The organism is Paramicrobacterium humi (assembly GCF_900105715.1).
Taxonomy (GTDB): domain Bacteria; phylum Actinomycetota; class Actinomycetes; order Actinomycetales; family Microbacteriaceae; genus Paramicrobacterium; species Paramicrobacterium humi.
The window spans coordinates 2,065,993-2,092,127 of record NZ_FNRY01000001.1 but is presented as its reverse complement, the minus strand read 5'-3'; the positions used below and the strand labels follow the sequence as shown (position 1 = coordinate 2,092,127).

At 69.0% G+C, this 26,135-nt stretch carries 33 protein-coding genes; 27 read left to right on the top strand and 6 right to left on the bottom strand.

What is annotated here, in order from left to right; all coding sequences use genetic code 11:
* The first annotated feature begins 19 nt into the window (after nucleotides 1-19).
* Nucleotides 20-493, top strand: a complete 474-nt coding sequence (locus BLV49_RS10405; RefSeq protein ID WP_091183653.1) for a nucleoside/nucleotide kinase family protein — start codon at nucleotides 20-22, stop codon at nucleotides 491-493.
* On the opposite strand, the gene BLV49_RS10400 is transcribed toward BLV49_RS10405, so the two are convergent.
* From BLV49_RS10400 to BLV49_RS10380, 5 genes are read right to left on the bottom strand one after another with little or no spacing between them, the layout of a single operon-like run.
* A complete protein-coding gene (locus BLV49_RS10400) occupies nucleotides 494-820 on the bottom strand; it encodes a YrhK family protein (RefSeq protein WP_091183651.1) in 327 nt (108 codons plus the stop codon).
* A gap of 50 nt (nucleotides 821-870) precedes the next feature.
* Nucleotides 871-1,242: a flagellar assembly protein FliW gene (locus tag BLV49_RS10395; RefSeq protein ID WP_091183647.1), complete on the bottom strand. Its 372-nt coding sequence runs from the start codon at nucleotides 1,240-1,242 to the stop codon at nucleotides 871-873.
* The gene (flgL, locus tag BLV49_RS10390; RefSeq protein ID WP_091183645.1) at nucleotides 1,239-2,141 is read right to left on the bottom strand and encodes a flagellar hook-associated protein FlgL; all 903 of its coding nucleotides are present in this window, start codon (nucleotides 2,139-2,141) and stop codon (nucleotides 1,239-1,241) included. The genes BLV49_RS10395 and flgL overlap by 4 nt, the downstream gene beginning before the upstream one ends.
* A gap of 14 nt (nucleotides 2,142-2,155) precedes the next feature.
* Nucleotides 2,156-3,568: a flagellar hook-associated protein FlgK gene (flgK, locus tag BLV49_RS10385; protein WP_091183642.1), complete on the bottom strand. Its 1,413-nt coding sequence runs from the start codon at nucleotides 3,566-3,568 to the stop codon at nucleotides 2,156-2,158.
* A gap of 12 nt (nucleotides 3,569-3,580) precedes the next feature.
* Nucleotides 3,581-4,063 carry a flagellar protein FlgN gene (locus tag BLV49_RS10380; protein ID WP_091183638.1) on the bottom strand — a complete coding sequence of 161 codons (483 nt, stop codon included), beginning with the start codon at nucleotides 4,061-4,063 and terminating at the stop codon, nucleotides 3,581-3,583.
* Between the two features lie 463 nt (nucleotides 4,064-4,526).
* Here BLV49_RS10380 and BLV49_RS10375 point away from each other — a divergent pair, with 463 nt between their 5' ends.
* The 21 genes from BLV49_RS10375 to BLV49_RS10280 all read left to right on the top strand — a co-directional run bounded on the left by BLV49_RS10375 (nucleotide 4,527) and on the right by BLV49_RS10280 (nucleotide 21,420).
* Complete coding sequence (locus BLV49_RS10375) at nucleotides 4,527-5,333, top strand: sigma-70 family RNA polymerase sigma factor (protein ID WP_091183634.1); 807 nt, start codon at nucleotides 4,527-4,529, stop codon at nucleotides 5,331-5,333.
* A gap of 43 nt (nucleotides 5,334-5,376) precedes the next feature.
* Nucleotides 5,377-5,544, top strand: a complete 168-nt coding sequence (locus BLV49_RS16900; protein WP_176980813.1) for a hypothetical protein — start codon at nucleotides 5,377-5,379, stop codon at nucleotides 5,542-5,544.
* A gap of 14 nt (nucleotides 5,545-5,558) precedes the next feature.
* Nucleotides 5,559-5,816: a ribbon-helix-helix protein, CopG family gene (locus tag BLV49_RS10370; protein WP_091183631.1), complete on the top strand. Its 258-nt coding sequence runs from the start codon at nucleotides 5,559-5,561 to the stop codon at nucleotides 5,814-5,816.
* Entirely contained in the window at nucleotides 5,813-6,190 is a 378-nt protein-coding gene (locus BLV49_RS10365; protein WP_091183627.1) for a type II toxin-antitoxin system VapC family toxin, read from the top strand. The genes BLV49_RS10370 and BLV49_RS10365 overlap by 4 nt, the downstream gene beginning before the upstream one ends.
* A gap of 59 nt (nucleotides 6,191-6,249) precedes the next feature.
* Nucleotides 6,250-7,455, top strand: a complete 1,206-nt coding sequence (locus BLV49_RS10360) for a flagellin N-terminal helical domain-containing protein (protein WP_342706626.1) — start codon at nucleotides 6,250-6,252, stop codon at nucleotides 7,453-7,455.
* Nucleotides 7,456-7,551: 96 nt separating this feature from the next.
* Nucleotides 7,552-8,940: a flagellar filament capping protein FliD gene (fliD, locus tag BLV49_RS10355; RefSeq protein ID WP_091183622.1), complete on the top strand. Its 1,389-nt coding sequence runs from the start codon at nucleotides 7,552-7,554 to the stop codon at nucleotides 8,938-8,940.
* Nucleotides 8,937-9,338, top strand: a complete 402-nt coding sequence (fliS, locus tag BLV49_RS10350; RefSeq protein ID WP_091183620.1) for a flagellar export chaperone FliS — start codon at nucleotides 8,937-8,939, stop codon at nucleotides 9,336-9,338. The genes fliD and fliS overlap by 4 nt, the downstream gene beginning before the upstream one ends.
* Nucleotides 9,331-9,603 carry a hypothetical protein gene (locus tag BLV49_RS10345; RefSeq protein WP_091183617.1) on the top strand — a complete coding sequence of 91 codons (273 nt, stop codon included), beginning with the start codon at nucleotides 9,331-9,333 and terminating at the stop codon, nucleotides 9,601-9,603. The genes fliS and BLV49_RS10345 overlap by 8 nt, the downstream gene beginning before the upstream one ends.
* Before the next feature lie 140 nt (nucleotides 9,604-9,743).
* Nucleotides 9,744-10,085, top strand: a complete 342-nt coding sequence (locus BLV49_RS10340) for a flagellar basal body rod protein FlgB (protein WP_091187196.1) — start codon at nucleotides 9,744-9,746, stop codon at nucleotides 10,083-10,085.
* Nucleotides 10,085-10,477, top strand: coding sequence for a flagellar basal body rod protein FlgC (locus BLV49_RS10335; protein ID WP_091183615.1), 393 nt, complete (start codon nucleotides 10,085-10,087; stop codon nucleotides 10,475-10,477). The genes BLV49_RS10340 and BLV49_RS10335 overlap by 1 nt, the downstream gene beginning before the upstream one ends.
* Nucleotides 10,477-10,776, top strand: a complete 300-nt coding sequence (gene fliE / locus BLV49_RS10330) for a flagellar hook-basal body complex protein FliE (RefSeq protein ID WP_091183613.1) — start codon at nucleotides 10,477-10,479, stop codon at nucleotides 10,774-10,776. Before BLV49_RS10335 ends, fliE begins: the two co-directional genes overlap by 1 nt.
* Nucleotides 10,776-12,359: a flagellar basal-body MS-ring/collar protein FliF gene (gene fliF, locus BLV49_RS10325; protein ID WP_091183611.1), complete on the top strand. Its 1,584-nt coding sequence runs from the start codon at nucleotides 10,776-10,778 to the stop codon at nucleotides 12,357-12,359. The genes fliE and fliF overlap by 1 nt, the downstream gene beginning before the upstream one ends.
* Complete coding sequence (fliG, locus tag BLV49_RS10320; RefSeq protein ID WP_091183610.1) at nucleotides 12,356-13,363, top strand: flagellar motor switch protein FliG; 1,008 nt, start codon at nucleotides 12,356-12,358, stop codon at nucleotides 13,361-13,363. The genes fliF and fliG overlap by 4 nt, the downstream gene beginning before the upstream one ends.
* The gene (locus BLV49_RS10315) at nucleotides 13,353-14,000 is read left to right on the top strand and encodes a FliH/SctL family protein (protein ID WP_091183608.1); all 648 of its coding nucleotides are present in this window, start codon (nucleotides 13,353-13,355) and stop codon (nucleotides 13,998-14,000) included. The genes fliG and BLV49_RS10315 overlap by 11 nt, the downstream gene beginning before the upstream one ends.
* Nucleotides 13,997-15,298, top strand: coding sequence for a FliI/YscN family ATPase (locus tag BLV49_RS10310; protein ID WP_091183605.1), 1,302 nt, complete (start codon nucleotides 13,997-13,999; stop codon nucleotides 15,296-15,298). Before BLV49_RS10315 ends, BLV49_RS10310 begins: the two co-directional genes overlap by 4 nt.
* Entirely contained in the window at nucleotides 15,295-15,717 is a 423-nt protein-coding gene (locus BLV49_RS10305) for a hypothetical protein (protein WP_091183603.1), read from the top strand. Before BLV49_RS10310 ends, BLV49_RS10305 begins: the two co-directional genes overlap by 4 nt.
* Entirely contained in the window at nucleotides 15,714-16,409 is a 696-nt protein-coding gene (locus tag BLV49_RS10300; protein ID WP_091183598.1) for a C40 family peptidase, read from the top strand. Before BLV49_RS10305 ends, BLV49_RS10300 begins: the two co-directional genes overlap by 4 nt.
* Nucleotides 16,406-17,881, top strand: a complete 1,476-nt coding sequence (locus BLV49_RS10295; protein ID WP_091183595.1) for a flagellar hook-length control protein FliK — start codon at nucleotides 16,406-16,408, stop codon at nucleotides 17,879-17,881. Before BLV49_RS10300 ends, BLV49_RS10295 begins: the two co-directional genes overlap by 4 nt.
* Before the next feature lie 15 nt (nucleotides 17,882-17,896).
* Nucleotides 17,897-18,316 (top strand): flagellar hook assembly protein FlgD, encoded by a 420-nt coding sequence (locus BLV49_RS10290; RefSeq protein WP_091183593.1) that lies wholly within the window; start codon nucleotides 17,897-17,899, stop codon nucleotides 18,314-18,316.
* 19 nt (nucleotides 18,317-18,335) lie between these two features.
* Nucleotides 18,336-19,499, top strand: a complete 1,164-nt coding sequence (locus BLV49_RS10285) for a flagellar hook protein FlgE (protein WP_091183590.1) — start codon at nucleotides 18,336-18,338, stop codon at nucleotides 19,497-19,499.
* A 508-nt stretch (nucleotides 19,500-20,007) separates the two neighbouring features.
* Nucleotides 20,008-21,420, top strand: a complete 1,413-nt coding sequence (locus BLV49_RS10280) for an HNH endonuclease signature motif containing protein (RefSeq protein ID WP_218132621.1) — start codon at nucleotides 20,008-20,010, stop codon at nucleotides 21,418-21,420.
* A gap of 237 nt (nucleotides 21,421-21,657) precedes the next feature.
* Here the strand turns inward: BLV49_RS10280 and BLV49_RS10275 are convergent, their stop codons facing one another.
* Entirely contained in the window at nucleotides 21,658-22,425 is a 768-nt protein-coding gene (locus BLV49_RS10275; protein WP_091183582.1) for an alpha/beta fold hydrolase, read from the bottom strand.
* Between the two features lie 175 nt (nucleotides 22,426-22,600).
* On the opposite strand from BLV49_RS10275, the gene BLV49_RS10270 reads away from it, so the two are divergent.
* The 5 genes from BLV49_RS10270 to fliN all read left to right on the top strand — a co-directional run bounded on the left by BLV49_RS10270 (nucleotide 22,601) and on the right by fliN (nucleotide 26,134).
* Entirely contained in the window at nucleotides 22,601-22,873 is a 273-nt protein-coding gene (locus BLV49_RS10270) for a flagellar FlbD family protein (protein WP_091183579.1), read from the top strand.
* Nucleotides 22,873-23,679: a motility protein A gene (locus BLV49_RS10265; protein WP_091183576.1), complete on the top strand. Its 807-nt coding sequence runs from the start codon at nucleotides 22,873-22,875 to the stop codon at nucleotides 23,677-23,679. Before BLV49_RS10270 ends, BLV49_RS10265 begins: the two co-directional genes overlap by 1 nt.
* Before the next feature lies 1 nt (nucleotide 23,680).
* The gene (locus BLV49_RS10260; protein ID WP_091183573.1) at nucleotides 23,681-24,493 is read left to right on the top strand and encodes an OmpA/MotB family protein; all 813 of its coding nucleotides are present in this window, start codon (nucleotides 23,681-23,683) and stop codon (nucleotides 24,491-24,493) included.
* 79 nt (nucleotides 24,494-24,572) lie between these two features.
* Complete coding sequence (locus BLV49_RS10255; RefSeq protein ID WP_176980812.1) at nucleotides 24,573-25,481, top strand: flagellar motor switch protein FliM; 909 nt, start codon at nucleotides 24,573-24,575, stop codon at nucleotides 25,479-25,481.
* The gene (gene fliN / locus BLV49_RS10250) at nucleotides 25,478-26,134 is read left to right on the top strand and encodes a flagellar motor switch protein FliN (protein ID WP_091183570.1); all 657 of its coding nucleotides are present in this window, start codon (nucleotides 25,478-25,480) and stop codon (nucleotides 26,132-26,134) included. The genes BLV49_RS10255 and fliN overlap by 4 nt, the downstream gene beginning before the upstream one ends.
* Nucleotide 26,135: the final 1 nt, after the last annotated feature.

The window sequence follows — 26,135 nt, the reverse complement described above, 5'->3', positions numbered from 1 at the left end:
ACCGGCGTAGCCTGGGAGCATGGCTGAGACAACCGGGGCCCGGGCGGAGTTCCTCGCCTGGACCGCCGAGCAGTTCCTGCACAATTCACGGTCGGGACGCCGCCTGATCGCCGTGGAGAGCGCCGGCGCCCCGGCGGCATCCCGATTCGCCGACGATCTCGCCGGGGCCCTCGCCGAGCGCGGACAGCACCCGCTGCGACTCTCGCTCGGCTCCGTCGGCGAGGCCACCCTGCGTCGCGACACGATCGAGCCGTTCCGGGCCGGCACCCTCGACGGCGCCGACGACCCCGACACGGTGCTCATCGTCGACGGGCAGCGCCTGCTCAACGAGAAGGTGCGCGGCATCTGGCACTACACCGTGTGGCTGCTCGCGGGCGAGGAGCTGCCGCACGCGGGCGCGAACCTCATCGTCGACGCGAGCGACGAGTCGGGGCTGACGGACTACTACTACGACTTGTGCAAGCTTCCGCCGAGCTTCGGCGAGCGCGCCTGACTACCCGTCGGCCTGATCGGGCTTCTTCACGCGCACCGAGGCCGGTCCTTCGGGAGCGTTCGAGGCGAGCGTGCCGACCTTGTCGAGCGCGGCGAGCTTGAGCTCACGCGCGAGCCGAAGCGTGGGCTTCAGCACGAAGAACACGGAGCCGATCAGGAAGCACCACGTCGCGGGAATCTTCGTCTGCTCGCTGAAGAACAGGGCGCTGCCGACGACGAACAGCCCCGCTGCGGCGAAGTCGGCAACGGCGTGCGCGAGCCCGAATGCCGCGTACACGCGTGCCGCGTGGGGACTGAGGTCACGATTTCTCGGATCGAAGAGAGCCATACCCGAGAGTAAAAAGCGTCTGCCGAGCACCTCAAGGGGTGGACAAAGCGCTACGCGAGAGGCGCGTGGATCGGGAAGTCCTGGTTCTCGAGGATGACTTGCGCCGCGGCCCCTGTGGTCGTGTTGACGACGACGGGCGCCATGAGGTTCACACTCACACCGTCGTCGGAGGGGTTCGCGACGACGAGTAGCATCGCGTCAGCGGCATCCGTCAGCTCGAGCTCGCCCGCCTGCTCGTCGGTGATGACCGGAGCGTAATCGCCCAGAACCGTGGCGGGGTCGACGAGGAAGACGCGCAGGCCCTCGTCGCGCACGGCGCGCAGCGAGAACAGTCCCTCGGCGCCCTCGACCGTGGCCAGCTCGAAGTCGATGTGCGGGTCGAAACCGGGCGGCGGGGCGACGAAGCGCAGTGCAGCGCTCATCGGAGGAAGTCCATGAGCGTCGGCTGCAGCACGCGCGAGGTGACGGCGAGCGCGGACTGGTAGACGAGCTCCTGCGCCTTGAGCTGCACGAGCACTTCGGCGGCGTCCACGTCTTCGACGGCGGTGCGGCGGGACTCGAGCAGAACGGATGCGTCCAACGTCGTCTCCTTCGCCCTCTCGATCTGCGACTGCCGGGCGCCGACAGCGCCCTGAGCACCGAGCATAGTGCCGATGCGGTCGTCGATCGCGTTCAGGCGCTGCCCGATGTTGACCCCCGATCGGAGGTCGGCGACGATGCCGTCGATGAGCGCGAACGCCGAGTCGGGGCCCTCGCCGAACACGGCGGCCCCGTCGGCGTCGACGCGAACGGTCGCGTTGTCGGCGACGCGGCGAGTCACCTCGGCGCCTGGCACGCCGGTGAACGTGTAGCTGCCGGGCGTCGCCGCATCGGTCATGAAGGCCGCGCCCTCGTTCGAGGTCCCCGCGAACACGCTCCGGCCAAGCAGGCGCGTGTTCGCCTGGGCGAGCAGCTCGTCGCGGATGCCCTCGAGCTCCACGGCGATGGCCTCTTTCGCTGTCGCGTCGAGGGCGCCGTCGTTCGCGCCCGTGACCGTGAGGGTGCGCACGCGGTTCATGAGGCTCGTGCTCGACGCGAGCGCGCCGTCGACGGTCGACACCCACGCGAGGCCGTCGTCGATGTTGCGCGCGTACTGCGCGTTGCGCTGCTGCTCGGCGTGCAGGCCGAGGGTCGTCGCGGCGGCCGAGGGGTCCTCCGACGGCACTTGGAACGCCTTCTGGCTCGTCGCCTTCTGCTGCAGCCGGGCGAGCTCCGAGAGGCTGCCCTGCAGGTTGCGCAGCGACGACTGCGTCATCGTCGATGAGGTCACGCGAGAGAACATGTCGCTCCTTCCGCTTAGCGTCCGACGAGGCCGGTCTTGTTGATGAGCACGTCGAGCGATTCGTCGACGGCCGTGAGAACACGCGCGGCGGCCTGGTACGCGGTCTGGTAGGTGAGCAGGTTCACGGTCTCCTCGTCGCCGTCGACGGACGCGACCGACTGCTGGGCGGTCACGGCGGTGACGGATGCCGTCTCGGCGAGGTTCGCGCGCTGCGCATCGCCCGCCGTCGCCACGCCGAAGCGGGTGACGAAGCTCGCCCAGATCGCGTCGGGCGAACCCTCGGCCTGGCCGATCTGCGAGACGAGGTCGGCGTTGCCGCCGTCGAGCGCTCCCGCGTCGGGCAGCGCGAGGGCCAGCTGGGCGCGGCTCTGCGGGATGACCGTGAGCCCGAGCGCGGCCGGGCCGTCCTCGGCGCTGAGGGCGAAGAAGTCGCCGCCCGGGTTGTTGTCGGCGGTGACGCCGGCGCCGTGCACGGCGTTGACCTGCCGGGCGAGCTCGGTGGCCACCTCGTTGTACGATTCCGCGACCTGCGCGAGCGTTCCGCCCTCGCTCGCGGGTGCGAGCACCGCGAGGGCGCCGCCGAGCTCTCCGCCGGCGAGGGTGATCGGCAGGTCGGGCCGCGACTCCCAGGCGAGGCTGACGCGTCCGCCCTCGGCGAGGTCGCGCGGTCCGCTCGCGACGAGGTGCCGTGCGGTGACGCCGTCGACGAGGGCGTTGCCGCCCACACGCACCGTGAGTGTGCCGTCGGACTCGAGGCTCGCCGTGGCCCCCGCGAGGCGCGAGACGTTCTGCGCGAGCAGGTTGCGCTGGTCGATGAGCTCGTTCGCGCTGCGGCCGGAGTTCAGCGCCGAGCGGATCTGCCCGTTGAGCGCCGCGATCTGGTCGGCGGCGCTGTTGACGCGGCTCGTCATCCCGTTCACGTCGACGCGCGTGCTCTGCCACTGGTCGGCGACCGACTGGTAGCCCGCGCTGATCTGCGCGGCGAGAACCTGCGCCTGGTTGAGGATCACCGCGGCAGCGGCATCCGAATCGGGGTTGTTGGCGAGGTCCTGCCACCCCGCCCAGAACTGCGAGAGCTGGCTCGAGAGCCCGTTCTTGCCCGGCTCCGCCATCGCGCCCTCGGCCGTGAGCGACGCCGTCGCCTTCGTCGCCCAGAACCCGGATGCCGCGAGCGTGTCGCGCACCCGGGCGTCGAGCAGGTCGTTGCCGAGCCGCGCGATGCCGTCGACGCTCACGCCCCGGCCGGGCTGCACGCCCATGCTGAACTTGCCCGCCATCGCGGCGGAGTCGAGCGCGCTCGTCGTGACCCGCTGGCGCGTGTAGCCCTCGGAGCCCTGGTTGGCGATGTTCTGCCCCGTGACGTCGATGCCGATGCGCGCGGCCGCGATCGCGGTGTAGGCCGTGTTCAGACCGCTGAACGTTGACATGGGTTCCCTTGCTTACAGTTCGGTGTCGATGAGCCGCGCCGAGTCATCACGCGACGTGTCGCCGTGCGAGGTGTAGACGCCCGTCTCGACGTTGAGCCCCGCAATCGTCTCCTGCGTCGCGCGCATGGCGGCGCGCAAGTACTGCTCGTTCGCGTTCCGCAGCTGCGCGATCTCCTCCGTCAGCTTCGTCATGACCCGCAGGTGCTCGGTGAAGATGTCGCCCCACGGACCGGCCGGCGCGTGGCCGATGAGCTCCCGAAGGGTCGCGTCTTCCGGCGCACCCCACTCATCCGCCACCGCGGCGACCTCCACGGCGCGGCCGAGGCCCGTCGTGCGCAGCCGATCGAGCACTTGCTCCACCTCACGGGTCGCGAACTGAATCCAGCGCGACTTGCCCGCCGTGAGCAGGAGCTGCTCCTCCTCGAGTTTGAACAGCAGCATCTCGAGAAGCTCGCGCTCCCTCCACAGCAGCGTCGAAAGTTCGTTGGCAGCCACGAGCCTCACCTCAATCCCTGTCATTCCCGATCGTTCTTGCGTCTCACGAACATCTATCGGCCGGTCGCGGCGCCGCGTTACAGATCGGGATGGGGAGCGCTCCCCATCGACATTCTCCCCGACTGTGGTTAGGGGACAGCTGAGCCAAGTCCCCGTTTTGGGGGCGCGGAAACGTTCGTCGTTTCGGCCGCGATATGGAAGCGTAGGTCTCGGTCATCCACTGTGGATCACCTCACACTACGCTGTGACCCTCGTTCGCGTTTCATGCGTGTTTGCAGGGAACAGCGTTTGCCGGCATCCCCGTCTCAACGCCGGCGGCCACGACCCGACGTGCGAGTGCGAGGAGTGACAGAGCGGATGCCGCCACACGGCGAGCTGTGAACCCCAGCGAGCCGTGCGCCTCCCTAGGCGAAAACACGACATGCCATGGATGGCACGAATGAAAGCGTCAGGGAAGCCTGCCATGCAGCGAGCAGACCGGAATCGTCTCATCGAAGACAACCTCCCGCTTGTCGGATACCTCGTGGCCGATGTGTGGTCACGTGCCACCCACCTCTCTCGCGAGGACCTCGCCTCCGTCGGAGCCGTCGCCCTCGTCACCGCCGCCGACGCGTTCAAACCCGAGCTCGGCGTGCCGTTCGGCGCGTTCGCCCGCCGCCGCATCCTCGGCGCCTTCGCCGACGACATGCGCTCGATGGACTGGGCGTCCCGCGGCACCCGCAAGCGCATCAAAGAGACCTCCGCGGTTCAGGAGAGCCTCACCGCCGCCCTCGGGCGCACGCCAACGATCGACGAGATCGCCACGACGATGAGCGTCGACCGCGACACCGTCGCCGAGGCCCTCGCCGACGCCGCGCGCACCGTGACGACGCTCGACGACCCGTCGGCCGAGAAGCTCGCGGCCGACATCCCGCTTCCCGACGAGGCCGTTCTCGTGACCGAGCGCCTCGAGATCCTCGAGTCCGCGATCGAGGCGCTGCCCGAGCGCATGCGCACGATCGTGCGCCAGGTGTACTTCGACGATCGCCCCGTCAAGGAGATCGCCGCCGAGCTCGGCATCACGCACTCGGCCGTGTCGCAGCAGCGTTCCGAGGCCGTGCGGCTGCTGCACGACGCCCTCACGACGTACTTCGCCGAGAAGCCGGCTCCGGATGCCGTGATGACCTCGCGCGTCTCGGCCGCGTCCCGGGCCGCCTACTTCGCGCGCGTCGCCGAGCACGGCAACCTGCGCATCGCGAACGCGTTCCGACAGCAGGTCCCCGCGGTCTGAGGCGCCCCTCGCCATTGTCGGTGCAGCGGTGTAGAACGGCTGCATGAACGGCAAGCGAGGTTCCTCAGCGGATGATGACCAGCTCGATGCGCGTGCGCGGCAGGCGGTAGAACTCGCGCAAGCCGAATCCGAGGCGACTCGCGGCCTCCCGTTGCCGGAAGACGCGAAGGGTGTGCGTCGCAATCGTCCTGGAAGCGAATCACGCAAGTGATGTAAGATTACATCATGCAACGCACGCAGATTTCCCTCTCGGAGGAGGAACGCCGATTGCTTGACGCCGAGGCTGCGCGCACGGGCCGGTCACTTTCGGCCCTTATCCGTGATGCTGTCACCCTCGCCTACGGGTCGCGGCGGGACACCGAAGCGGGTCTCCGAGCGATCTCCGAAGCTTTTGGCGCTTGGAGCGATCGCGATTTCGACGGCGAGGAATACGTCGAACGACTCCGTTCGGGCTCGCGCTTGCGCGAGGCATCAGAACGATGATGACTGTCGTCGACACGTCCGTACTGATCGACGTCCTTCGATCGAACGCTCAAGCCCAGGACGTGCTGAGCACGGCGTTTTCCCAAGGAACGCTGTATGCGAGCGAAGTAACGCGAGTCGAAATCTTGGCCGGCATGCGCTCGCACGAAGAACACCGGACCCGCTTGCTTCTCGGGGTAATGACATGGATTCCCGTGGATAAGGAGATTTCTGAAGTTGCCGGTGAACTCGGTCGAAAGTGGCTCCCCGGGAATCAGGGAATCGACTCACCTGACTTGATTATCGCTGCAACTACTCGCGTGACTGGTGGAACCTTGCTGACTCGCAATATCAAGCATTTCCCGATGTTCGAAGGCCTCACTGCTCCTTATTAGTGGCACCTCCTTCGATCAATTGCGTTGCTGCCTAACTTTCTTCCCCTTCTCGCCGATAGGTGACTTCAGGAGCCCACGGATGGGCTCAGCACCATCACCCACTCACGGAGGAACCAATCATGGGTATGCAAATCAACACCAATGTGTCGGCGCTCAACGCCTACCGCAACCTCTCCAGCACGCAGAACGATCTGTCGAAGTCGCTTGAGAAGCTGTCGAGCGGTCTGCGCATCAACCGTGCAGCGGATGACGCTGCCGGTCTCGCGATCTCCGAGGGCCTGCGCTCGCAGGTGAACGGCCTGAACGTTGCAGCCCGCAACGCCCAGGACGGCATCTCGGTCATCCAGACCGCGGAAGGTGCATTGACCGAGGTCCACTCGATTCTCCAGCGCATGCGTGACCTCGCTGTTCAGGCCGGAAACGACTCGAACAACGACAAGTCGCGCGAGGCGATCACCAAGGAAGCTTCTCAGCTCGCCGAAGAGCTTGGCCGAATCGGCGATTCGACCAACTTCAACGGCATCAAGCTCCTCGACGGAACCGCAAACCTGAGCTTCCAGGTTGGCGCGGACGGTGACGCGGCGAGCCGAATCGGCGTTAACATCTCAGCGAACGTTTCGGGTCTCGCCGACGCACTCGCCGTCGGCAGCGCCAACATGTCGTTCGTAATCGCCGATGCGACCGCAGTTGGCGGAACGCAGGAGTTCACGCTCAAGGCCGCGGACGGGAGCACAAGTGTTGTCTCGGTGGAGCTTGACGCAGCCACTGCCTACAACGCTGTTCAGGACGTTGCAGACGCGCTCAACGGAAGCGGTGCATTTAGCTCCGCGATGACCGCGACCGTCAACGACGCAGGTGATCTCGTTGTTAACGCCATCAACGGCGCAGAGGTATTGAGCGGCGCGGATGGAGCTTCGGCACCGGGCGCTGGTATTGCGGCCGGCACCGCTGGCACTACAGGGGTTCTTGACTTCAGCACCGCTGCAGGCGCCGCCGCTGCGATCACCACGATCACCGACCAGATCACGGCGATCTCCTCGGCCCGCGCCGACCTCGGTGCGATCCAGAACCGGTTCGAGTCGACGATCAACAGCCTCAACGTCTCCTCGGAGAACCTTGCCGCTGCTGAGAGCCGCATCCGCGACACCGACATGGCATCGGAGATGGTCAAGTACACCGCTGCGAACATCCTCTCGCAGGCCGGTACCGCCATGCTCGCCCAGGCCAACCAGGGCAACCAGGGCGTGCTGCAGCTGCTCCGCTAGTAGCCGATAAGCCGGGCGCCCGCGGCACGGAAAGACCTGGACCGTCCTTCCGAGCCCGGGCGCCCTATCGCACTCCCTCCAAAGAAAGGCATCGCAATGGGACTCTCGTTCGACGGACTCGCGAGCGGACTCGACACCACTGCGATCATCGACGCCCTCATGAACGTCGAGGCCATTCCGAAGACCCTGCTGCAGAACAAGATCAAAGACACCAACTCGATCATCTCCAACCTGCAGGGCCTCAACACCAAGCTTCAGGAGCTCGCCAAACTGGCGAAGGACTCCACCTCCCCCACCGCGCTCCTCGCTTTCAAGGGCTCGAGTTCGAGCGACGCCGTCACCCTCACGGCCTCGGGGTCGGCATCCGCTGTCACCACCGATGTCGTCGTCAACCGCCTCGCGACCGCGCAAGCGCTCGTCACAAGCAAATTCTCGACCTGGCCCGACGACCCGCCGGTCATCACTCTCGTGAATGCCGAGGGCAAGCAGACCGAGATCACCGCGGCGTCGGGTTCGGCCTCCGACCTCGTCACCGCGATCAACGCGGCGGGCGTCGGCGTGAAGGCGTCAAGCGTTCCCTCGGGAACGGATGCCGACGGCAACACGCTCTACCGGCTGCAGCTCGTGAGCTCGGAGACCGGCGAGAAGCACGCCTTCACCGCATATCGCGGCGACGCGGCATCCGTGACCGCCGGAACGGCCAGCAACCTTGCGACCGAGACGGGCGCCGCCGTTGTCACGCCGGCCGTCGACGCGCAGGTCACGCTGTGGGCCGGCACGGCCGCCGAGCAGACGGTCACGTCGTCGAGCAACACATTCACGGGACTCATGACCGGTGTCGACGTCACCGTGTCGAAGGCTTCGACCGACCCCGTCACAATCACGGTCGCCGCGGACTCGAAGACGAGCGCCGCGACCGCGAAGTCGTTCGTCGACAAGATCGCCGCGATCCTCGCGAACATCACGAGCGGTTCGAAGGCGACCGTCGCGACCGATGCCGGGGACACCACGACTCTCGGCGTGTACACGGGCGACAGCACCGTGCGCTCGCTCAAGCAGGCGCTCTCGAACGCCGTGCAGTATCCCGTGGACGGCGTCTCGCCGTCGAGCATCGGCATCTCGATCGACCGCTACGGCGTGCTGAGCTTCGACGAGGCGAAGTTCACCAAGGCCCTCGCCGACGACCCCGACGCAGTCTCCGCGATCTTCACGGGCGTCGCCGCGCGTGTGCAGGACACGACCGAGCAGTACTCCGACAAGTACGACGGACTGCTCACCAAGCGCATCACCGGCCAGGAAGACCTGGTCAGCAGCATGAACGACCAGATCGACAGCTGGGACACCCGGCTCGGGCAGCGTCGTGCCACTCTCGAGCGCACCTACGCGCAGCTCGAGGTCATGCTCAACAAGATGCAGTCGCAGAGCTCCTATCTCACTTCCCAGTTGTCATCACTCCCGAGCATGAAGACAGGTTCCGGATCATGAACGCATCAGCCCTCCGCGCCCAGCGCCAGTACCAGTCCGACGCCGTCATGTCGGCGACGCCCGAGCGTCTGCTCACGATGCTCTACGACCGGCTGCTGCTCGACGTCGAGCGCGCCGAGGCCGCGCAGCAGGCGCAGAACTGGGCCGTCGCGAACGAGAACCTGCAGCACGCGCAGGCGATCGTCGCCGAGCTCACCTCCTCGCTCACCGACGCCTGGGAGGGCAGCGCGAACCTGCGCGCCGTCTACACCTACCTCACGCAGACCCTCATCAGCGCCAACGTGCGCCGCGACCCCGCCCTGAGCGCCGAGTGCCGCGAGCTCATCGCCCCCCTGCGCGAGGCCTGGCACGCGGCTGCGGCTTCACTCGCCGGCGCGGCGGTGAGCGCTCATGCCTGACGCGATCGCGGATTGGCAGGAGCTGCTCGACCGCTTCGAAGACGACCTCGCCTCGCAGACGGCGGATGAGAGAACATGGATGCCGCCGGGCGCTCCCCTGCCGGCATCCCTCGCCGATCGCGCACGGCTCATCGTCGCCCGCCAACGCGAGGCCATCGCGCGCATCGAGCAGGAGATGTCGCAAGTGCAGCTGCACCTGCACGCCCTCAAGCGGGTGCCGCCCGTGCGCACGGACGCGGCGATCTATCTCGACGTCGACGGGTAGCGCTCGCCCAGCGACAGTCTCCTCCAGGAGATCAAGCACCTAACGCTTCGCGGCATCCGGTCGATAGAGCCAAGGGAGCACGGATCGCTCACCCGCTCGGCCACGGATCGGCCACCCGTTCGCATCACGAAAAGGTGCCCGTGTTCGATTCCGTGACCGCTGCCGCGCTGACGAGCGCGCTTGACGGCCTCTCGCAGCGCCAGCGCGCGATCGCCGACAACATCGCCAACGTCAACACGCCGAACTATCACGCGAAGCGCGTGCAGTTCGAGGACGCCCTAGCGGCATCCGTCGCCGAAGGCAATGGCCGCGTGACGGCGACGACCGGCGAATCGCTCGAGCCCACGCGCCTCGACGGCAACAACGTGAACCTCGACACCGAGACCCTCTCGAACATCGACACCGTGCTGCGCTACCAGTTCGCCACGCAGGCGATGAACGGGCAGTTCAGCTCGATCCGCACGGCGCTGAGGAGCAACTGATGACCTTCGACGCGATCGGAATCGCGGGCACCGGGCTCACCGTGCACCGCAAGTGGCTCGACGCCCTGAGCGACAACATCGCCAACATCAACACGGCGCAGCCGACGAACGGCGCCGCGTTCCAGGAGCGCTACGTCATGGTCGAAGCCGGCGAGGGCACCTCGGGCGTCTACGTCGCCGGCACCGCGCTCGGCGACGCCGAGGGGAAGCTCGTCTACGAGCCCGACCACCCGCTCGCCGACGCGGAAGGCTACGTGCGCTACCCCGACATCGACCTCGGCGACCAGATGAGCCAGCTCATCCTCGCGCAGCGCGGCTACCAGGCCAACGCGGCTGTCGTGGACCGGGCGAAGACGAGCTACGAAGCCGCCCTGCAGATCGGACGCAGCTGATGCCCCTCTCCCCCATCGACGCGGTCTCGGCCGCGAGCTCGTTCAGCCCGCCCACGATCGACACCGCATCGACCGACGGCAGCGGCTTCGCCACCTCGTTCACGGACGCGATCGACGAGCTGCAGCAGCTGCAGTCCACGTCGAACGAGCTCGCCGTCGCCGCGGTCACGGGCGATCTCAACGACATCCACGCTGCCACGATCGCGTCAACGCGCGCCGCCGTGACGCTTGAGCTCGTCGCCGCCGTGCGCAACAAGGGCGTCGAGGCGTTCAACGAGATCATGAGGATGCAGGCCTGATGCCCCGCGCGGTCACGAACGTCTTCCAGCGCTTCGGCCAGACGGTCAAGGGCTTCTCGGTCGCGCAGCGCACGATCGCGATCATCGGCGTCGCCGTGCTCGTTCTCGGCATCGTCGCGCTCACCACGTGGCTGTCGAAGCCCTCGTACTCGCCGCTGTTCACGGGGCTGAGCGCGAGCGACGCGAACAGCGTCGTCGAGCAGCTGAAGTCGAACGGCGTGCCGTACCAGCTCACCGACGGCGGCGCCACGGTGCTCGTGCCGCAAGAGGACGTGTACGACCAGCGCCTCGCCGCGGCCTCGGCCGGACTGCCGTCCTCGAGCTCGGGCGGGTACACCCTGCTCGACGACATGGGCGTGACGACCTCGGAGTTCCAGCAGTCGGTGACGTACAAGCGCGCGATCGAGGGCGAGCTCGCCGACACGATCGCTGCGATCGACGGCGTCACGGCGGCATCCGTTCAGCTTGCGATCCCCGAGGAGAGCGTCTTCGTCGCGGAAAAGGCCGACCCGACGGCATCCGTCTTCGTCGAGACCGACAAGGGAACGACGCTGTCCAACGGGCAGGTGGAGGCGATCGTGCACCTGACCTCCGCCGCGATCACGGACATGAAGCCCGAGAACGTCGCCGTCATCGACCAGTCCGGCGCCGTGCTCTCGGCCGTCGGTGTGGGCGCGACCGGCGGCGTCGACCAGCAGTCGAGCGACTACGAGTCACGCGTGAGCGCGAACATCCAGCAGATGCTCGACACGATCGTCGGCAAGGGCAACGCGACCGTCACCGTCGCGGCGCAGATGAGCCTCGCCTCGAGCGAGCGCCTCGACGAGACCTATACGGCACCGGAGGGCGACCCGTCCACCGACGAGCAGTCGAAGAGCGAGACGTACACGGGCGGTGGAGGCGGCGGAGCCGGCGTGCTCGGTCCCGACAACATCGCCGTGCCCGACGGCAGCGGCTCCGGAAACTACACCTCGACGGAGACGACGAAGAACAACGCGATCAACAAGTCGACCGAGAAGACGACGATGCCGGCCGGCTCGATCGACCGGCAGACCGTGTCGGTCGCGGTGGACGCAGGTGCCGCGAAGAACATCGACCTCGCCCAGATCCGCGGCCTCGTGAACACGGCCGCCGGCATCGACACCGCCCGCGGCGACGACGTCACCGTCGCGCTCGTGAACTTCAGCAGCGCCGACGCTACCGCCGCGCAGGACGCGCTGCAGGCCGCGAAGGACGCGGCGGCGGCGGACCGGATGAACGCGATCATCCGCACCGTCATCATCGCGCTCGCCGTGCTCATCCCCTTCATCGCGGGACTCGTGCTGTACGCCCGCAAGAACAAGCGGCAGAAGCGCGAGTCGATCGAGCTCACGCAGCTCGAGGACGCCGGCGAGTTCGACGCCCTCGTCGAGGGCCCGACCGAGAAGCTGCCGATCGCGGCGCCCGAGCCCGACCCCGAGCCGGAGCCCGAACTGCTGTCGGTCGAGCGCCGCCGCATGGAGATCGACGCGATGGCCGGCCGCGACCCGAGCAAGACGGCCGAGCTGCTGCGCAGCCTCATGGATGACAGGCAGGACGCATGACCGAGCTCACGGGCGTGCAGAAGGCCGCCGTCGTGCTCATGAGCATGAGCCGTGAGCGCGCCGCCGAAGTGCTCAAGCAGTTCACCGACACCGAGGCGGAGGAGATCGCGGCCGAGATCGTGCGCATCCGCCGCGTCGACGGTGAGACCGCGGAGGGCGCCCTCACCGAGTTCCACTCCCTCGCCACCCAGCGCAGCTTCCAGGGCCGCGGCGGCCGCGAGGTCGCGACGGGGCTGCTTGAGGCGTCGTTCGGCGCCGAGCGCGCCGCCGGGGTCATGACGCGCGTCAACTCGAGCCTCGCAGGCAAGTCGTTCGAGTTCCTGAGCGCCGCCGATGCGGGCCAGCTCACCTCCCTGCTCGACGGCGAGATGCCGCAGACCGTCGCCCTCGTTCTCGCGCACCTCGCGCCCGCGCAGGCCTCCACCGTCATCGCGAGCCTGCCCGACCCGCGGCGCACCGACGTCGCCCAGTGCATCGCCACGATGGGCACCGCCACGCAAGAGGCCGTGTCGATCGTCGCCGAGACGCTCAAGTCCCGCTCCGGCGGCGTCTTCGCCGCGCGCGACACCCCCGAGGTCGTGGGCGGCGTGCAGCCCCTCGTCGAGATCATCAACCGATCGGATGCCGCCATCGAGAAGGCGCTGCTCGACAGCCTCGAGTCCCGCGACGCCGAGCTCGCCGAAGACATCCGCTCGCGCATGCTCACGTTCGCCGACCTCGTGCGCCTCGAGTCCCGCGATGCGCAACTGGTGCTGCGCGGCATCGACGCGACCGTTCTCGCGACCGCCATGAAGGGCGCCGCGGAGCCCGTCATCGAGGTCATCCGGCAGAACCTCTCCGAGCGCAACCGCGAGCTGCTCGACGACGAGACGCAGAACCTCGGTCCCGTGCGGGTGTCGCAGGTGGAGGAGGCGCGCAGCGAGATCGTGCGCGGCATCCGCCAGCTCGAGGCCGACGGCGAGATCACGGTGCAGCGCGGCGACGAGGAGGAGTATGTCTACTGAGCACCCCGTCGCCTTCGCCCCGGCCGTCTTCCCCGCGATCGCGGGCCGCGGCGCCCAGCAGGAGCTCGAGCGCGCCCGCAGTCGCGGCTTCGCCGCGGGCCACGCCGAGGGCATGCGCGTCGCCGCCCGCGCTGCCGCCGCTCAGCGCGATGCGATCGAGGTCGAGCTGCGGGAGCTGCTGGCCGACGGGCGCCGCCAGATCGACGAGGCCATCGGGGTTCTGGATGCCGCCGCCGCGGCGCTCGGCCGGCGCGCGGAGCAGCTCGCCGCCGTCGCGCAGCAGCGGCTCGAGAATCTCGCCGTCGAGCTCGCGACCGCGGTCGTCGCTCGCGAGCTGTCCGATGCGGAGGACTCCGCCCGCAACGCCCTGCACCGCGCCCTGCTCACGGTCGAACCCGCCGACGTGCACGAGGTGCGGCTGAGCGCGGTCGACGCGGAGGCCCTGGGCCGGCACGAGGCCGTGCCGGCATCCGTCACTCTCACGATCGACCCGACACTCTCCGCCGGCGACGCCCTCACCGTGCTCGACGACGGCTTCGTCGACGCGCGACTCGGCGCCGCGTTCGAGCGCGCCCGCGCCGCCCTCGCCAGCGCCGACACCAGCTCGGACGCCGCACAAGCCGAGGAGCCGGCATGACGACCGCCTGGCCCGCCGCCCTCGCCGCTGCCCGCCCCGAACGGGTCGGCCAGGTGTCGAAGGTGCTCGGACTCGGCGTCGAGCTGCGCGGCCTGAACGGCGCCGTCGGCGACCTCGTCACGATCGGCGACGGCGTGCCCGCCGAAGTCGTCGCGACCACGCGCGAGCGGCTCACGTGCATGCCGCTCGCCCCCGTCACCGGCCTCACGGTCGGCGCCGAGGCGCGCTCCGACGGCCGACCCCTGCTCGTTCCCACGGGGCGCGCGCTGCTCGGCCGCGTTCTCGACGGGCTCGGCCGCCCCATCGACGGCAAAGGCCCGCTCGTCGGCGCCCCACGCGTGACGCTCGACCACGATACGCCGTCCGTCATGGGCCGCAGCCGCATCACCGCGCCGCTCTCGCTCGGCGTGCGCGCCCTCGACACCCTCGTCACCGCCGGCCTCGGCCAGCGCCTCGGCCTGTTCGCCGGGTCCGGCGTCGGCAAGTCCTCGCTCATGTCGATGATCGCGCGCGGCACCTCCGCCGAGGTCTCGGTCATCGCGCTCGTCGGCGAGCGCGGCCGCGAGGTGCGCGAGTTCATCGAAGACGACCTCGGTCCCGACGGCCTCGCGCGCTCCGTCGTCATCGTCTCGACCTCCGACGAGCCGGCGATGGCGCGGCTGCGCGCCGCCTTCGTCGCCACGCGCATCGCCGAGGACTTCCGCGACGAGGGCGCCCACGCGATGCTCATGATGGACTCCCTCACCCGCGTCGCGATGGCGCAGCGCGAGATCGGCCTCTCCGCGGGCGAGCCGCCGGCGACGCGCGGCTATCCGCCGTCGACCTTCTCGGTTCTCGCGCGGCTGCTCGAGCGCGCGGGAACGGAGCACGCGGGCTCCATCACGGGCCTGTACACCGTGCTCGTCGACGGCGACGACCACAACGAGCCCATCGCCGATGCCGCCCGCTCCATCCTCGACGGCCACGTCGTGCTCGACCGCTCCCTCGCCGTCACGGGCCACTTCCCCGCGATCGACGTGCTCGGCTCCGTCTCCCGCGTCGCCGGCAAGGTGACGACGTCCGAGCAGCGCCGCCTCGCGACAGCCCTGCGCACGGTTCTCGCGGCGAAGCGCCAGGCGAAGGACCTCATCGACGTGGGCGCTTACCAGCCCGGCGCGAACCCCCAGGTGGATGCCGCTGTCGCGAACGAGCGGCAGATCGCCGCCTTCCTCACCCAGGCGATGGACGAGCGCTCGGATGCCGCCGGCGCGTGGCTGCAGCTCGAGAACCTCGTGTCCGCGTTCGGGGGTGCCGCATGAGCCGCGCCTTCTCCCTCGCCGGGCTGCTGCGGCTGCGCAGCATCCAGGAGCGCCAGGCCGCCGAGAACCTCGCCCGCGCCAACATCGAGGCGCGGCAGATGGCCGCGCGCGACCGGCAGGCCCGCGCCGCCCTCGCCGCCACGGGAACCGACGCCGTCGACGTGCGCACCCTCGCCGCGATCGCCGCGTCCCGCGTCGCCGCGCGCAGCCAGCTCGCCGAGCTCACGAACCTGCAGGCCGAGCAGCGCCGCCGCCTCGACGAGGCGCGCGCCGCGCACAGCGCCGCCAAGCGCAACGCCCTCGGCCTCGAGAAGCTCGAGGCCGCCCACGACGAGCGCGAGCAGAAGCGCGAGCTCGCCGACGAGCAGGCCGCGATCGACGAGATCGCCACCTCGAGATGGACGGAGACCGAGTCATGACCATGGCCGTCGCGCTTCAGCGCATCACCGACATCGAAGCCCAGCTGCAGCAGCTCACCACGGGAATTCAGGCGACGGATGCCGCGACCTCCGGCACGTCGGCCGCGACGTCGGCCTCGTTCGCGAACGCCCTCGACGCGGCGCTCGGCGCCACCGGCCAGTCGGGCGCCGTGACCGGGAACGACATCGTGGAGGGCGCGAAGAAGTACCTCGGCGTGCCCTACGTCTTCGGCGGGGAGGACGCGAACGGCATGGACTGCTCCGGTCTCGTGCAGCGCGTGCTCGCCGACCTCGGCATCGACGCTCCCCGCGTCGTGCAGGACCAGGCCGACATCGGCGTCGAGGTTCCGTCCCTCGACCAGGCGCAGCCCGGCGACCTGCTCGTCGTCAAGGGCGAGGGCCACATCGTGATTTACGCCGGTGACGGCAAGATCATCCACGCTCCCCGCCCGGGCAAGAACGTGCAGCTCGTTGACAACTACCTGAAGCCCTCGGACATCTCCACGATCCGACGCGTCGTGCCGAGCGCGAGCGCGGCAAGCGCCTCCGCGTCGGTGGCGGGCACGGCGGGCGTCGACGGTTCCCTCCTCAGCACGCTCGGCCTCGGCGGCGCGGGCACGACGGCGGGCGCGTCGCCGTCGCAGCTGCTCGCGCTCATGCGGAGCGGCTTCTCGCAGGCGGTGGGCTCATGACCCTCATCGGCACGTTGACCCCCGCCGCTCCCGCCGGCCGCCCCACCTCCGGCGCAACCGGCGCGAGCACCGTGAGTGCGGGCTCCGCCTCGGCATTCGACGAGGCGCTGAACTCGGCGCTCACCGCGGCGACTCCGGCAACTCCGGCGGCTCCGCGGGCGGCCGCCGACGGAGCGGCCACCGAAGAGGCGAAGCCCGCGGAACACCAGACCGCTACGGACCCGGCTCTATCCGTCGACACGGGCGACGCCGGCGTTCCGGACACGGCGCCGTCTTCCCAGCCGGCCTCCGGCGCTCCCGGGCTCGTCATCGGCCAGCTTCCCCCGACGGCGACGACCGATGGGCCGCCCTCAGAGGAAGCTTCCCGCAACGACGATCTCAGCACGGGCGATTCCGCAACTGCGGATGCTGACGTAACAGGTGAGTCCGTCGTCGCCGGCACTGTCGATGCCGCAGGCTCGGCTCCGACGCTCGACGTGATCCAGGTGTCCGAGACCGCTGTCGCCGCAGCCCCCAGCCCCGTCGCATTCGCTGCGGTCGCTGAACCGAGTGCGGCGCCAGCCGAGGATCCGGTGACGGCCCCGAACGCCCCCTCCGCCACGTCGTCTCCCGCGGCGGCGACGTCCTCGACGGCCGGCGCCCAGCCCTCCGCGGCCGCGCCCGCTAGCGCCACCGCCCGCACTCCGGCCGCCGCAACGCCACCGGCACCGGCGAGCACCGGCGCCCCCGAGCCGCCGAGCGCTGTGTCCTCCGCTCCCTCCGACGCTTCGGTTGCCGCAAATGGCTCGGAATCGGCGCGCACGCAGCCACTTGCGGCAAGTGAAGGCGGAAGCGAGGCTGCGGGAGCGAGTGCTCCCGCCGCGGTGCAGGGCGCGCAGGGCACGGTGCCCGCCGCGGCGCCGGCCGCAGCGGCCTCCGCCCCTCGACCTGCCGCCCCACCACAGCTCGCCCCACAGCTCGCGCAGCCGATTGTCGCGCTCGCGCAGTCGGGCGACGGCGACCACCAGGTGACGCTCACCGTGTCGCCCGAGAACCTCGGCCCCGTGACGGTGCGCGCGCACATCGCGGGCGGCGCGATCCATCTCGAGCTGTTCTCCCCGTCGGACGCCGGGCGGGATGCGCTGCGGCACATCCTCGTCGACCTGCGCCGTGATCTCGCTGTCGCCGCGCCCGGCGCCTCGCTCGCCCTCGGAACCGGCGACGCCTCGGCGGGGCAGCAGAGCCCGCAGAGCGGCGTCGGCCAGCAGGCGTGGGCCGGCCAGCAGAGCTCCGCGTCCGCGGGGCAGCACGGGCAGTCCGGGCAGCACGGCCAGTCCGGGCACGGGCAAGGACACGGCTCCGCACAGCAGGGCCCGGCCAGCCCGGGCGATACGCGGCGCGGCCCGCTGCAGGCTGCGGCCGAGACGGCCGCGCACGCGCCGGGCGCTGCCGGGCGGCATCCGTCATCCACCTCCATCGACCTCTTCGCCTGACCGGAAGGACCAGACATGCCACCCGTCGACGCCGTACAGGCGACCGGCTCCGCCGCCTCGCTGCAGACGCCCGTGCCCGAACGCAAGCAGACGCTCGACTCCGAGGTGTTTATGAAGCTGCTCGTGGCGCAGCTGAAGAACCAGGACCCGAGCTCCCCCATGAACACGAACGAGATGATCTCGCAGACGACGCAGCTCGCCATGATGGAGCAGCTCACCGCCATGTCGACGACGTCGACCGAGAACTTCGCCCTGAGCATGCGGCAGACCGCCGCGGCGCTCGTGGGCCAGCAGGCCACCTATCTCGACGCCGACGGTGTCGAGCAGTCGGGCCTCGTGACCTCCGTCTCCTTCGCCGGTTCGGTGCCCCAGGTCACCATCGGCGACACCACCGTCCCGCTCGACGCCGTCTCGGGCATTTCGACCGCATCCTGATCCACAGAAAGGCAGCACAATGCTCCGCTCGCTGTACTCCGGCATCTCAGGGCTTCGCTCACACCAGACGATGCTCGACGTGACCGGCAACAACATAGCCAACGTCAACACCACCGCCTTCAAGGCCTCGTCGGTGCAGTTCCAGGACACGCTCTCGCAGCTCGTCAAGAACTCGCGGCTTCCGCAGCAGGACGTCGGCGGGTCGAACCCCGCCCAGGTCGGCCTCGGCGTGCAGGTCGCCGGCATCTCGACGAACTTCGCGCAGGGCGCCGCGCAGTCGACGGGCGTGCCCACCGACCTCATGATCGACGGCGACGGGTTCTTCATCGTCCGCAACGGCGGCTCGACCCTCTACACCCGCAACGGCGGCTTCTCGTTCGATCCTCAGGGCCGCATGGTCACTGCCGACGGTGCGTTCGTGCAGGGCTGGACGGCGCAGAGCGGCGTCATCACGCCGGGCAGCGCGACGGGCAACATCACTCTGCCCGTCGGCGCGGTCTCCCCCGCGACCGCCTCGAACTCGGCATCCGTCACGGGGAACCTGCCATCCGAGACTCCGGTGGGCGACTCGCTCGTTCGCGACGTCACGGTGTATGACAACGAGGGCACGTCCGACACCCTCACCCTCACGTTCACGCGCACGGCTGGCGGCTGGGGCGTTTCGACCGACGGCGGCACGACCACCGCGACGACACTGACCTTCAACGACGGAGTGCTCACGGGCGGCGGAGCCTTCACCGCCGGACCGATCGAGGTCGACCTCTCCAAGATCACCGGGTACGCGGAGCTCTCCACGACCGCGATCACGGCGAACGGCCACCCCGCGGGAACTCTCGAGTCCTACGCCCTATCCGACGACGGCAGCCTCGTGGGCACCTTCAGCAACGGCGAAACCCAGGTGCTCGCGCGCGTCGCCCTCGCCTCGTTCGTGAACCCGGGCGGACTCGAGAAGGCCGGCTCCTCGCAATACCGCCCGACCGTCAACTCTGGCGCCGTGACCGTCGGCACGGCCGGCACCGACGGCATGGGCGGCCTCGTGAGCGGCGTGCTCGAGATGTCGAACGTCGACCTCTCGCAGGAGTTCACGAACCTCATCGTCGCGCAGCGGGGTTTCCAGGCGAACGCCCGCATCATCACCACGAGCGATGAAGTGCTTCAGGAGCTGACGAACCTGAAGCGGTAGCCGATAGAGAAGAGGAGAGACGGGCGACGCCGTGGGGGCAGTCGCCCGTCTTCCGTTTCTGCGGCGTTGTGCTCGCCGTTCTGCAGCGTTTGTGAAGGGGTCTCGCCGGCTTGCGCTGAGGATCCGACGAACGTCGGCGGTCGGTGTCATGATTCAGGTCCATCGGATGCCGCTCCCGCAATGCGCGAGCGCCCTCACCGCCCGCGCGGCCCTCGGGCCACGCCCAACGCGCAAGCCCCTGACCGCCCGCGCGACCCTCGGGCAACCCGCGACACTGCCGAGCAGCGCCGCTGAGCTGCCTCGCCGAGCCGTCTTGTGGAGCTGCTCGCTGAGCCGCTGGCGTCGATTTCTCCTCCACAGGTCCCGTGCACTCTGACTTATCCAGTTTCGTAGTTGTGTTCGAGTGAATGTCGGTGGGTGCTGGCAGAGTAGACCCATGGTAATCCTCAACGATGACGATAAACACCCACCCGGAAGCCGCGACTCCCGGATCGGGAAACTGGCGGTGATGGTCGAAGATATCTCTGAGCAGTATCAGCTTCTCGCCGTGGTGCAGGCGCAGGTGTCGATGATGCTCGCGGATCTTCTGGACCATGCGACGGCGAACCGTGACCTGTTCGTCGCCTCCGACACGGACACGACGAAGACGCAGGAGGTTGTGCGTTCCGCCCTCGCCGGGGAACTGGCGGCGAAGATGCGGTTGTCGCAGCCGATGATCACCTCGATGCTCGGCACCGCCGAAACCCTCACCACGGAACTCCCCGCCACCCTAGAAGCACTCGGTGAGGGGGTGATCACGTACCAGCACGCCCGCACGCTCATCGACCAGGCCACCGGGCTCTCCACACAGGATCGGGCGGCATTCGAGCAGGTCGCCCTCACGCTGGCGAAAACCTCCACGCCGCCGCAGTTCAAGAACAAGGCCCTCGCCCTGCGCGAGAGCCTGCACCCGGAAACCAGCCTGCAACGCCACGAGGCGGCAGCTTCAGATCGGCGGGTGGAGCACTGGAACGCCCCGGACGGAATGGGCTGGCTCGCCCTCTACGCCCCCGTCGAGGTAACCCAGAGCATTTATAACGCCTGCCACACCACCGCCAAGAGCCTGCGCAAAACCGGCGATCAGCGCACCATCGGGCAACTCACCGCCGACGTTCTCACCGACGCCACCATGAACGGGCTCACAACTGGAGCTACCACCGGTCGCGACAGCGGTGAGGGTGCCGGCGACGGGCAGCCGCTCTTCGCCGGGCGAACCGGGGCGATCCGGCCGACGGTGCATGTCACCGTCCCGGTGATGACCCTCCTCGGGCACAGTGAGGAACCGGCAGAACTCGACGGGTACGGGCCGATCAACCCCGACACCGCCCGCCGGCTCGCCGCCCAAGCCCCAAGCTTCACAAGGCTGCTCACCCACCCCGAAACCGGAGCCGTCCTCTCCGTCGGCAGAGACCGCTACGCCGTCCCCGCCGACCTGCGAAAGACCATCGAAGTCAGAGACAAGGTCTGCGGCTTCCCCGGCTGCAACCGACCCGCACGGCAATGTGATGTGGACCACATCCTCGCCTGGCAAGACGGCGGCACCACCGACCTCGAGAACCTGAACCCGCTGTGCAGACGCCACCACGTACTGAAACATTCGAGCACCTGGCAAGTCGAACGCGGCGACGACGGGACCATCATCTGGACCTCACCCCTCGGACAGAAGTACCGCATCCGACGCTCCACCAATGTCGGATTCCAGGCCCTCGACGAATGCGACGAGACCGAGATGCCCGAGCCCGACCTCGGCGACGAGGAAGGCGAGCACGATGGATTCGCCGACGAACCGAATCCCGATGACGAGTCGTGGTTCACCGACACCAAAACCGACGACGCTGACGCGACCGACGGGAAGGACTACCCGGACAAGCCACTCTTCTAAAGCCAACGATCGCGGGCAGGCGCCCATCAATCAAGCGCACCGACGCCCGACTGCGGTGACCTGAACCATCGCAGCCACACGGCGATCGGCAACCGGCTTCGTCAAAGCACGAACCCGACACCATAGTGGCGTTAAGCGCGCACAAAAACAGCCCACCCAAGAAGCGCCACGACCGAGAAAGCGATCGAAAGAGCCGAAGCCCCCGGACCCGTCAGAAACAGACGGCTCCACGCATCGTCAAGCACGTTCGCCGCGCGCAAGCCACTCGGCCACGAGAGCGTGAAGCAATTCCGGCTGCTCGTGCGGCAGAGCATGCCCAGCGTCATCGATGACGGCGACACTCGCATGCGGATAGACATTCACGAGGTCGACGGCCGCCGCGTACCCGACGGTCGAGTCGAGCCGGCCGGCGACCACGAGCGTCGGTCCCGCAAATGTCGGGCCATCCGTGTCGGCGATCTCCCACCGCTCGCCGATTCGCTCAAGCGCTTCGCCGTCGACGAGCGCGGCAGCGGGCGCGACGTAACGCTCGTACCGGTCAAGCATCTCGGGAGTCTGAATCACGAAGTAGCTTCGAAAGCCCTCGTCACCGATATCTCCGCCGCCAACGACCGCACGATGATCCGGCACCTCGCGCATATCAGTCAGCAGCGGGCACACGAGCGCGAGACCCGCGATCCGCGAGCCCTCTCTCGCGGCCATCGCGCGCGCGAAGTACGCGCCGGCTGAGTGACCGACGAGAAGATACGGCACATTGCCACTCACGGTGCGAGCGAACTCGCGCAGCAGCTCCACCACGCCCTCGGCACTCTCCAGCTCCGCCGGCGCCGGCGTCCGGCCCATGCCTGGAAGATCCGGATAGATGCGCCGCCACCCGGTGCTGTCCGCGAAAGCGGCCTCGAAGCACGCCTCCGTCTCACGGTGATCGACGCCCGCGCCGTGCAGCACGATCACAGGGCGTCCGACGCCGTGCTCCACGAATCGGATACCCGCCGCATCCTTCATACCGGGGAGTGTAAGCCCACGCCGGCTGACGCGCCACGATTTGCCCGCAGCTCGCAGCATCCGCGACCCCATACCGCGTTTTCGACGTCCCCCGACTTACCGACACGCCACGAACGCCGACAGTGACGTGTGACGGCCCAGGACGGGCCCGAATGCACTTCCAAGGATGGACCGGATGATTGTTGTCACTCGGCTGAACGGCAGCCAATTCGCGGTGAATCCCGACTTGATCGAGCGGATTCACGCGTCACCCGACACCACGCTGATCATGGTGGACGGCGCCAAGTACGTGGTGACCGAGACCATGGCCGATGTCATCGCCCAGATCACCGCGTTCCGTGCCCGCGTCCTCGCCGCAGCGACCGCGTATCCGGAGTCTCCGGCGCGTCCGGCCACCCTCGGCCTCGTCCCACCGCTCGACGAGCCAGCCGTGGAAGGCGGCGAGTAATGGATCCCGCATTCATCATCGGCCTGGTCATCGCGTTCGGCTCGCTCCTCGCGATGATCACGCTCGAGGGCGCCCACGTCTCGGCGCTTCTGCTTCCCGCGCCCATGGTTCTCGTGTTCGGAGCCACCATCGCGGTCGGCATCGCGAGCGCCACGATCAAGGACGCCGTCCTCGCCGCGAAGGCGCTGCCCAAGGCGTTCCGCGGCAAGTCCGCATCGCTGAACTCCACGATCGAGTCCGTCGTGGGCTACGCCGAGAAGGCCCGCCGCGAGGGACTGCTCTCGCTCGAGCAGGACGCCGCCGAGGCGAGTGACCCGTTCGTCAAGAGCGCGCTGCAGAACATCGCGGACGGGACGGATGCCGAGGAGCTGCGCATCCTGCTCGAAGACGAGATCGCCACGACAGCTGGCCGCAACCGCACCGCGTCCCGCTTCTACTCGATGATGGGCGGCTTCGCCCCCACGATCGGAATCATCGGAACCGTCGTCTCGCTCACGCACGTGCTCGAGCAGCTCTCGAGCCCCGAGAAGCTCGGCCCCATGATCGCTACGGCGTTCGTCGCGACGCTGTGGGGCCTACTGTCGGCGAACTTCATCTGGCTGCCGATCGGCACGCGCCTCGCGCGCCTCGGCGAGCTCGACATCGAGCGCATGACCGTGCAGATGGAGGGCCTGCTCGCCGTGCAAGCCGGCAGCCAGCCGCGCCTCGTCGGCGAGCGCCTGCGCGCCCTCGTCGCCGAGAAGCCCGCTTCGGCGAAGAAGGGCAAGTCGGCCGAGCGCGAAGCTCCCGCACGACAGGCGGCGTGACATGAGCCTGCGCCCGAAACGCCGCGTCCCCGCGGCCGACGACGTGCACCCGGACGAGCGCTGGATGGCGTCGTACCTCGACATGGTGACCGTGCTCATGTGCATGTTCATCGTGCTCTTCGCCATGTCGACGGTCGACCAGGAGAAGTTCTATGCGCTGCGCTCCTCGCTCGCGACAGGGTTCGGGCAGACGGTGAGCGACGTCACCGACGTCTCGCAGGGCGTCATCGTGCCGAAGGAGCTCGTGCACGAGGACGGCGAGGGCTTCGTCGCCGACGCCAACACGGTGCTCGCTCGGGCCGAGGTGCAGGATCTCACCGATCTGCGGGACCGGCTGCAGGGCGCCCTCGTCGACCGGGGGCTGCAGGACACCGTGACGTTCACAATCGACTCGCGCGGCCTCAACATCCGCCTCGTCGGAGGCGAGACGTTCTTCACGACCAACAGCACGGTGCTGAGCGCGAAGGCCGTCTCCGTGCTCGACACGCTCGGCGGCATCCTGAAGAGCGTGCCGAACGAACTGTCCGTCGAGGGGCACGCCGACTACCGTCGCTCTGTCGCGCCGTTCCCCACGAACTGGGAGCTCTCGTCGGGTCGCGCGACCGAAGTGCTGCGCCACCTCGTCGAGCAGGGCAAGGTGCCCGGCAGCCGCGTGAAGTCGGTCGGCTACGGCTCCACGCGACCGGTCGCGAAGGGCACCTCCGACGCCGATCTCGCGCTCAACCGACGCGTCGACATCGTCGTGCTCTCCGGCGCGAGCGAGGACGTGCGCAACCTCATCCCCCAGATCACGGGAGCCGCCCCGGCATCCTGACCCTTCCCCAAGCCGCCGTGCCCGCCGACCCGAAGCGGCACGGCTTACCTGGCGTGCCCGCCGTCCGATAGTCACGGGCGTGACGGTCCAGGAACACAGCGGCGCAGCCGCGCCCGCCGCGGCATCCGTCGAAGTGTACGACTTCGGCCGGCCCGCGACGCTCGCGCGCGAGCACTCTCGCGTGCTCGAGCTGGCGTTCGAGACGTTCGCCCGGCAGTGGGCGACGCAGCTGACCGCGAAGATCCGGGTGCGTTCGCACGTCACGAGCGAGCAGCTGTCGATGCAGACGTACGACGAGTACGCGGCCTCGCTTCCCCCGACGACGGCGATGGTGATCTGCACGTTCCCGGGCACCGACCACAAGGCCGTCGTGCAGTTCCCGCTCTCGGCGGCGCTGTCGTGGATCGTGCAGATGCTCGGCGGCCGCCCCGTCGACGTCGTCGATGAGCGGACGTTCACGCCCATCGAGCAAGCGCTCGTTCGGCGGCTCATGACCGACGCGCTCGAAGACCTCGACTACTCGTTCGGCGAGCTGCTTCCCGACGGGATCACGGTGTCGGCGATGCAGTACAACTCGCAGTTCGCGCAGGCCGCGGCATCCGGAGATCTCGTCATCGTCGCGCGCTTCGCGATCCGCGTGGGCGACCTCGTGTCGCCCGCGAGCGTCATGATCGCCTCGGAGCTCGTGCTGCCGCGGCTGACGACGGTCAACCCGACGGCGCCCGTCGACAACGCGCCCGAGCTCATGCGCCGCCAGGTGGGCGAGACGCCCGTCGAGCTGTCGCTGCGGCTCACGCCCGTCGCCGTCACGCCGCGGCAGGTGCTGCACCTCGCCGTCGGCGACGTGATCCGGCTGCGCCACGCGCACGACCGTCCCCTCGACCTCGTCACCGGCGACCACGTCGTCGCCACCGCAGCCGTCGGCACGGCCGGCGCGCGCCTCGCGTGCGTCGTGACCGGCCCCACCCCCTCCGAGGAGTCCGCGTGATCAGCACCACCACTCAAGAGTCAGCCGTCGCCGCGACGTTCGCCGCGACCCTGCCCACCGCCTCGCCCGTGACGGCGCGGGCCTCGTCGGGCACGGGTGACACCGCCGACGCCGTGCTCGTCTCGTACGTGGGAGACGCGAGCGCCGACCTGGCCGTGCAGCTCATCGACGCCGCCGCGCTCATCGACGGACTGCCGGGCGCGCCGCTCGCCGACCGCTTGCACGAGGCTATCGACGCCGCCGTGAGCGTGCTCGGCGCTGGAGTGCTCGGCGAGGCGACGCACGGCGACGCCGCGAGCCTGTTCGCCGACCCGGCGACGCAGGCGTTCGACCTGCAGGATGCCGCCGGCAACACGATCGGCCGGCTCGCCGTGCGCATCACGCGCACCGCCGGCGCGAGCGCGGCGCCCGGCAACCTGCATCGCATCGCGGGCGTCGAGATGGACCTCACCGTCGAGATCGGGCACACGCGCATGGCCGTGCGCGACGTGCTCGGCCTCGAGCCGGGCCGCATCGTCGAGCTCGACCGATCGGCCGGCGCCCCCGCCGACATCAAGCTCAACGGCCGACTCATCGCGCACGGCGAGGTCGTCGTCGTCGACCAGGACTACGCCGTGCGCATCACGCGGATTCTCGAGAACACCGAAGGCTGAC

Excerpts from the sequence above, each read along its gene's own strand:
- BLV49_RS10405 (WP_091183653.1), top strand. The coding sequence starts at position 20 with ATGGCTGAGACAACCGGGGCCCGGGCGGAGTTCCTCGCCTGGACCGCC.
- BLV49_RS10400 (WP_091183651.1), bottom strand. The coding sequence starts at position 820 with ATGGCTCTCTTCGATCCGAGAAATCGTGACCTCAGTCCCCACGCGGCA.
- BLV49_RS10395 (WP_091183647.1), bottom strand. The coding sequence starts at position 1,242 with ATGAGCGCTGCACTGCGCTTCGTCGCCCCGCCGCCCGGTTTCGACCCG.
- flgL (WP_091183645.1), bottom strand. The coding sequence starts at position 2,141 with ATGTTCTCTCGCGTGACCTCATCGACGATGACGCAGTCGTCGCTGCGC.
- flgK (WP_091183642.1), bottom strand. The coding sequence starts at position 3,568 with ATGTCAACGTTCAGCGGTCTGAACACGGCCTACACCGCGATCGCGGCC.
- BLV49_RS10375 (WP_091183634.1), top strand. The coding sequence starts at position 4,527 with ATGCAGCGAGCAGACCGGAATCGTCTCATCGAAGACAACCTCCCGCTT.
- BLV49_RS16900 (WP_176980813.1), top strand. The coding sequence starts at position 5,377 with ATGAACGGCAAGCGAGGTTCCTCAGCGGATGATGACCAGCTCGATGCG.
- BLV49_RS10370 (WP_091183631.1), top strand. The coding sequence starts at position 5,559 with ATGCAACGCACGCAGATTTCCCTCTCGGAGGAGGAACGCCGATTGCTT.
- BLV49_RS10365 (WP_091183627.1), top strand. The coding sequence starts at position 5,813 with ATGATGACTGTCGTCGACACGTCCGTACTGATCGACGTCCTTCGATCG.
- fliD (WP_091183622.1), top strand. The coding sequence starts at position 7,552 with ATGGGACTCTCGTTCGACGGACTCGCGAGCGGACTCGACACCACTGCG.
- fliS (WP_091183620.1), top strand. The coding sequence starts at position 8,937 with ATGAACGCATCAGCCCTCCGCGCCCAGCGCCAGTACCAGTCCGACGCC.
- BLV49_RS10345 (WP_091183617.1), top strand. The coding sequence starts at position 9,331 with ATGCCTGACGCGATCGCGGATTGGCAGGAGCTGCTCGACCGCTTCGAA.
- BLV49_RS10335 (WP_091183615.1), top strand. The coding sequence starts at position 10,085 with ATGACCTTCGACGCGATCGGAATCGCGGGCACCGGGCTCACCGTGCAC.
- fliE (WP_091183613.1), top strand. The coding sequence starts at position 10,477 with ATGCCCCTCTCCCCCATCGACGCGGTCTCGGCCGCGAGCTCGTTCAGC.
- fliF (WP_091183611.1), top strand. The coding sequence starts at position 10,776 with ATGCCCCGCGCGGTCACGAACGTCTTCCAGCGCTTCGGCCAGACGGTC.
- fliG (WP_091183610.1), top strand. The coding sequence starts at position 12,356 with ATGACCGAGCTCACGGGCGTGCAGAAGGCCGCCGTCGTGCTCATGAGC.
- BLV49_RS10315 (WP_091183608.1), top strand. The coding sequence starts at position 13,353 with ATGTCTACTGAGCACCCCGTCGCCTTCGCCCCGGCCGTCTTCCCCGCG.
- BLV49_RS10310 (WP_091183605.1), top strand. The coding sequence starts at position 13,997 with ATGACGACCGCCTGGCCCGCCGCCCTCGCCGCTGCCCGCCCCGAACGG.
- BLV49_RS10305 (WP_091183603.1), top strand. The coding sequence starts at position 15,295 with ATGAGCCGCGCCTTCTCCCTCGCCGGGCTGCTGCGGCTGCGCAGCATC.
- BLV49_RS10300 (WP_091183598.1), top strand. The coding sequence starts at position 15,714 with ATGACCATGGCCGTCGCGCTTCAGCGCATCACCGACATCGAAGCCCAG.
- BLV49_RS10295 (WP_091183595.1), top strand. The coding sequence starts at position 16,406 with ATGACCCTCATCGGCACGTTGACCCCCGCCGCTCCCGCCGGCCGCCCC.
- BLV49_RS10290 (WP_091183593.1), top strand. The coding sequence starts at position 17,897 with ATGCCACCCGTCGACGCCGTACAGGCGACCGGCTCCGCCGCCTCGCTG.
- BLV49_RS10285 (WP_091183590.1), top strand. The coding sequence starts at position 18,336 with ATGCTCCGCTCGCTGTACTCCGGCATCTCAGGGCTTCGCTCACACCAG.
- BLV49_RS10280 (WP_218132621.1), top strand. The coding sequence starts at position 20,008 with ATGGTCGAAGATATCTCTGAGCAGTATCAGCTTCTCGCCGTGGTGCAG.
- BLV49_RS10275 (WP_091183582.1), bottom strand. The coding sequence starts at position 22,425 with ATGAAGGATGCGGCGGGTATCCGATTCGTGGAGCACGGCGTCGGACGC.
- BLV49_RS10270 (WP_091183579.1), top strand. The coding sequence starts at position 22,601 with ATGATTGTTGTCACTCGGCTGAACGGCAGCCAATTCGCGGTGAATCCC.
- BLV49_RS10265 (WP_091183576.1), top strand. The coding sequence starts at position 22,873 with ATGGATCCCGCATTCATCATCGGCCTGGTCATCGCGTTCGGCTCGCTC.
- BLV49_RS10260 (WP_091183573.1), top strand. The coding sequence starts at position 23,681 with ATGAGCCTGCGCCCGAAACGCCGCGTCCCCGCGGCCGACGACGTGCAC.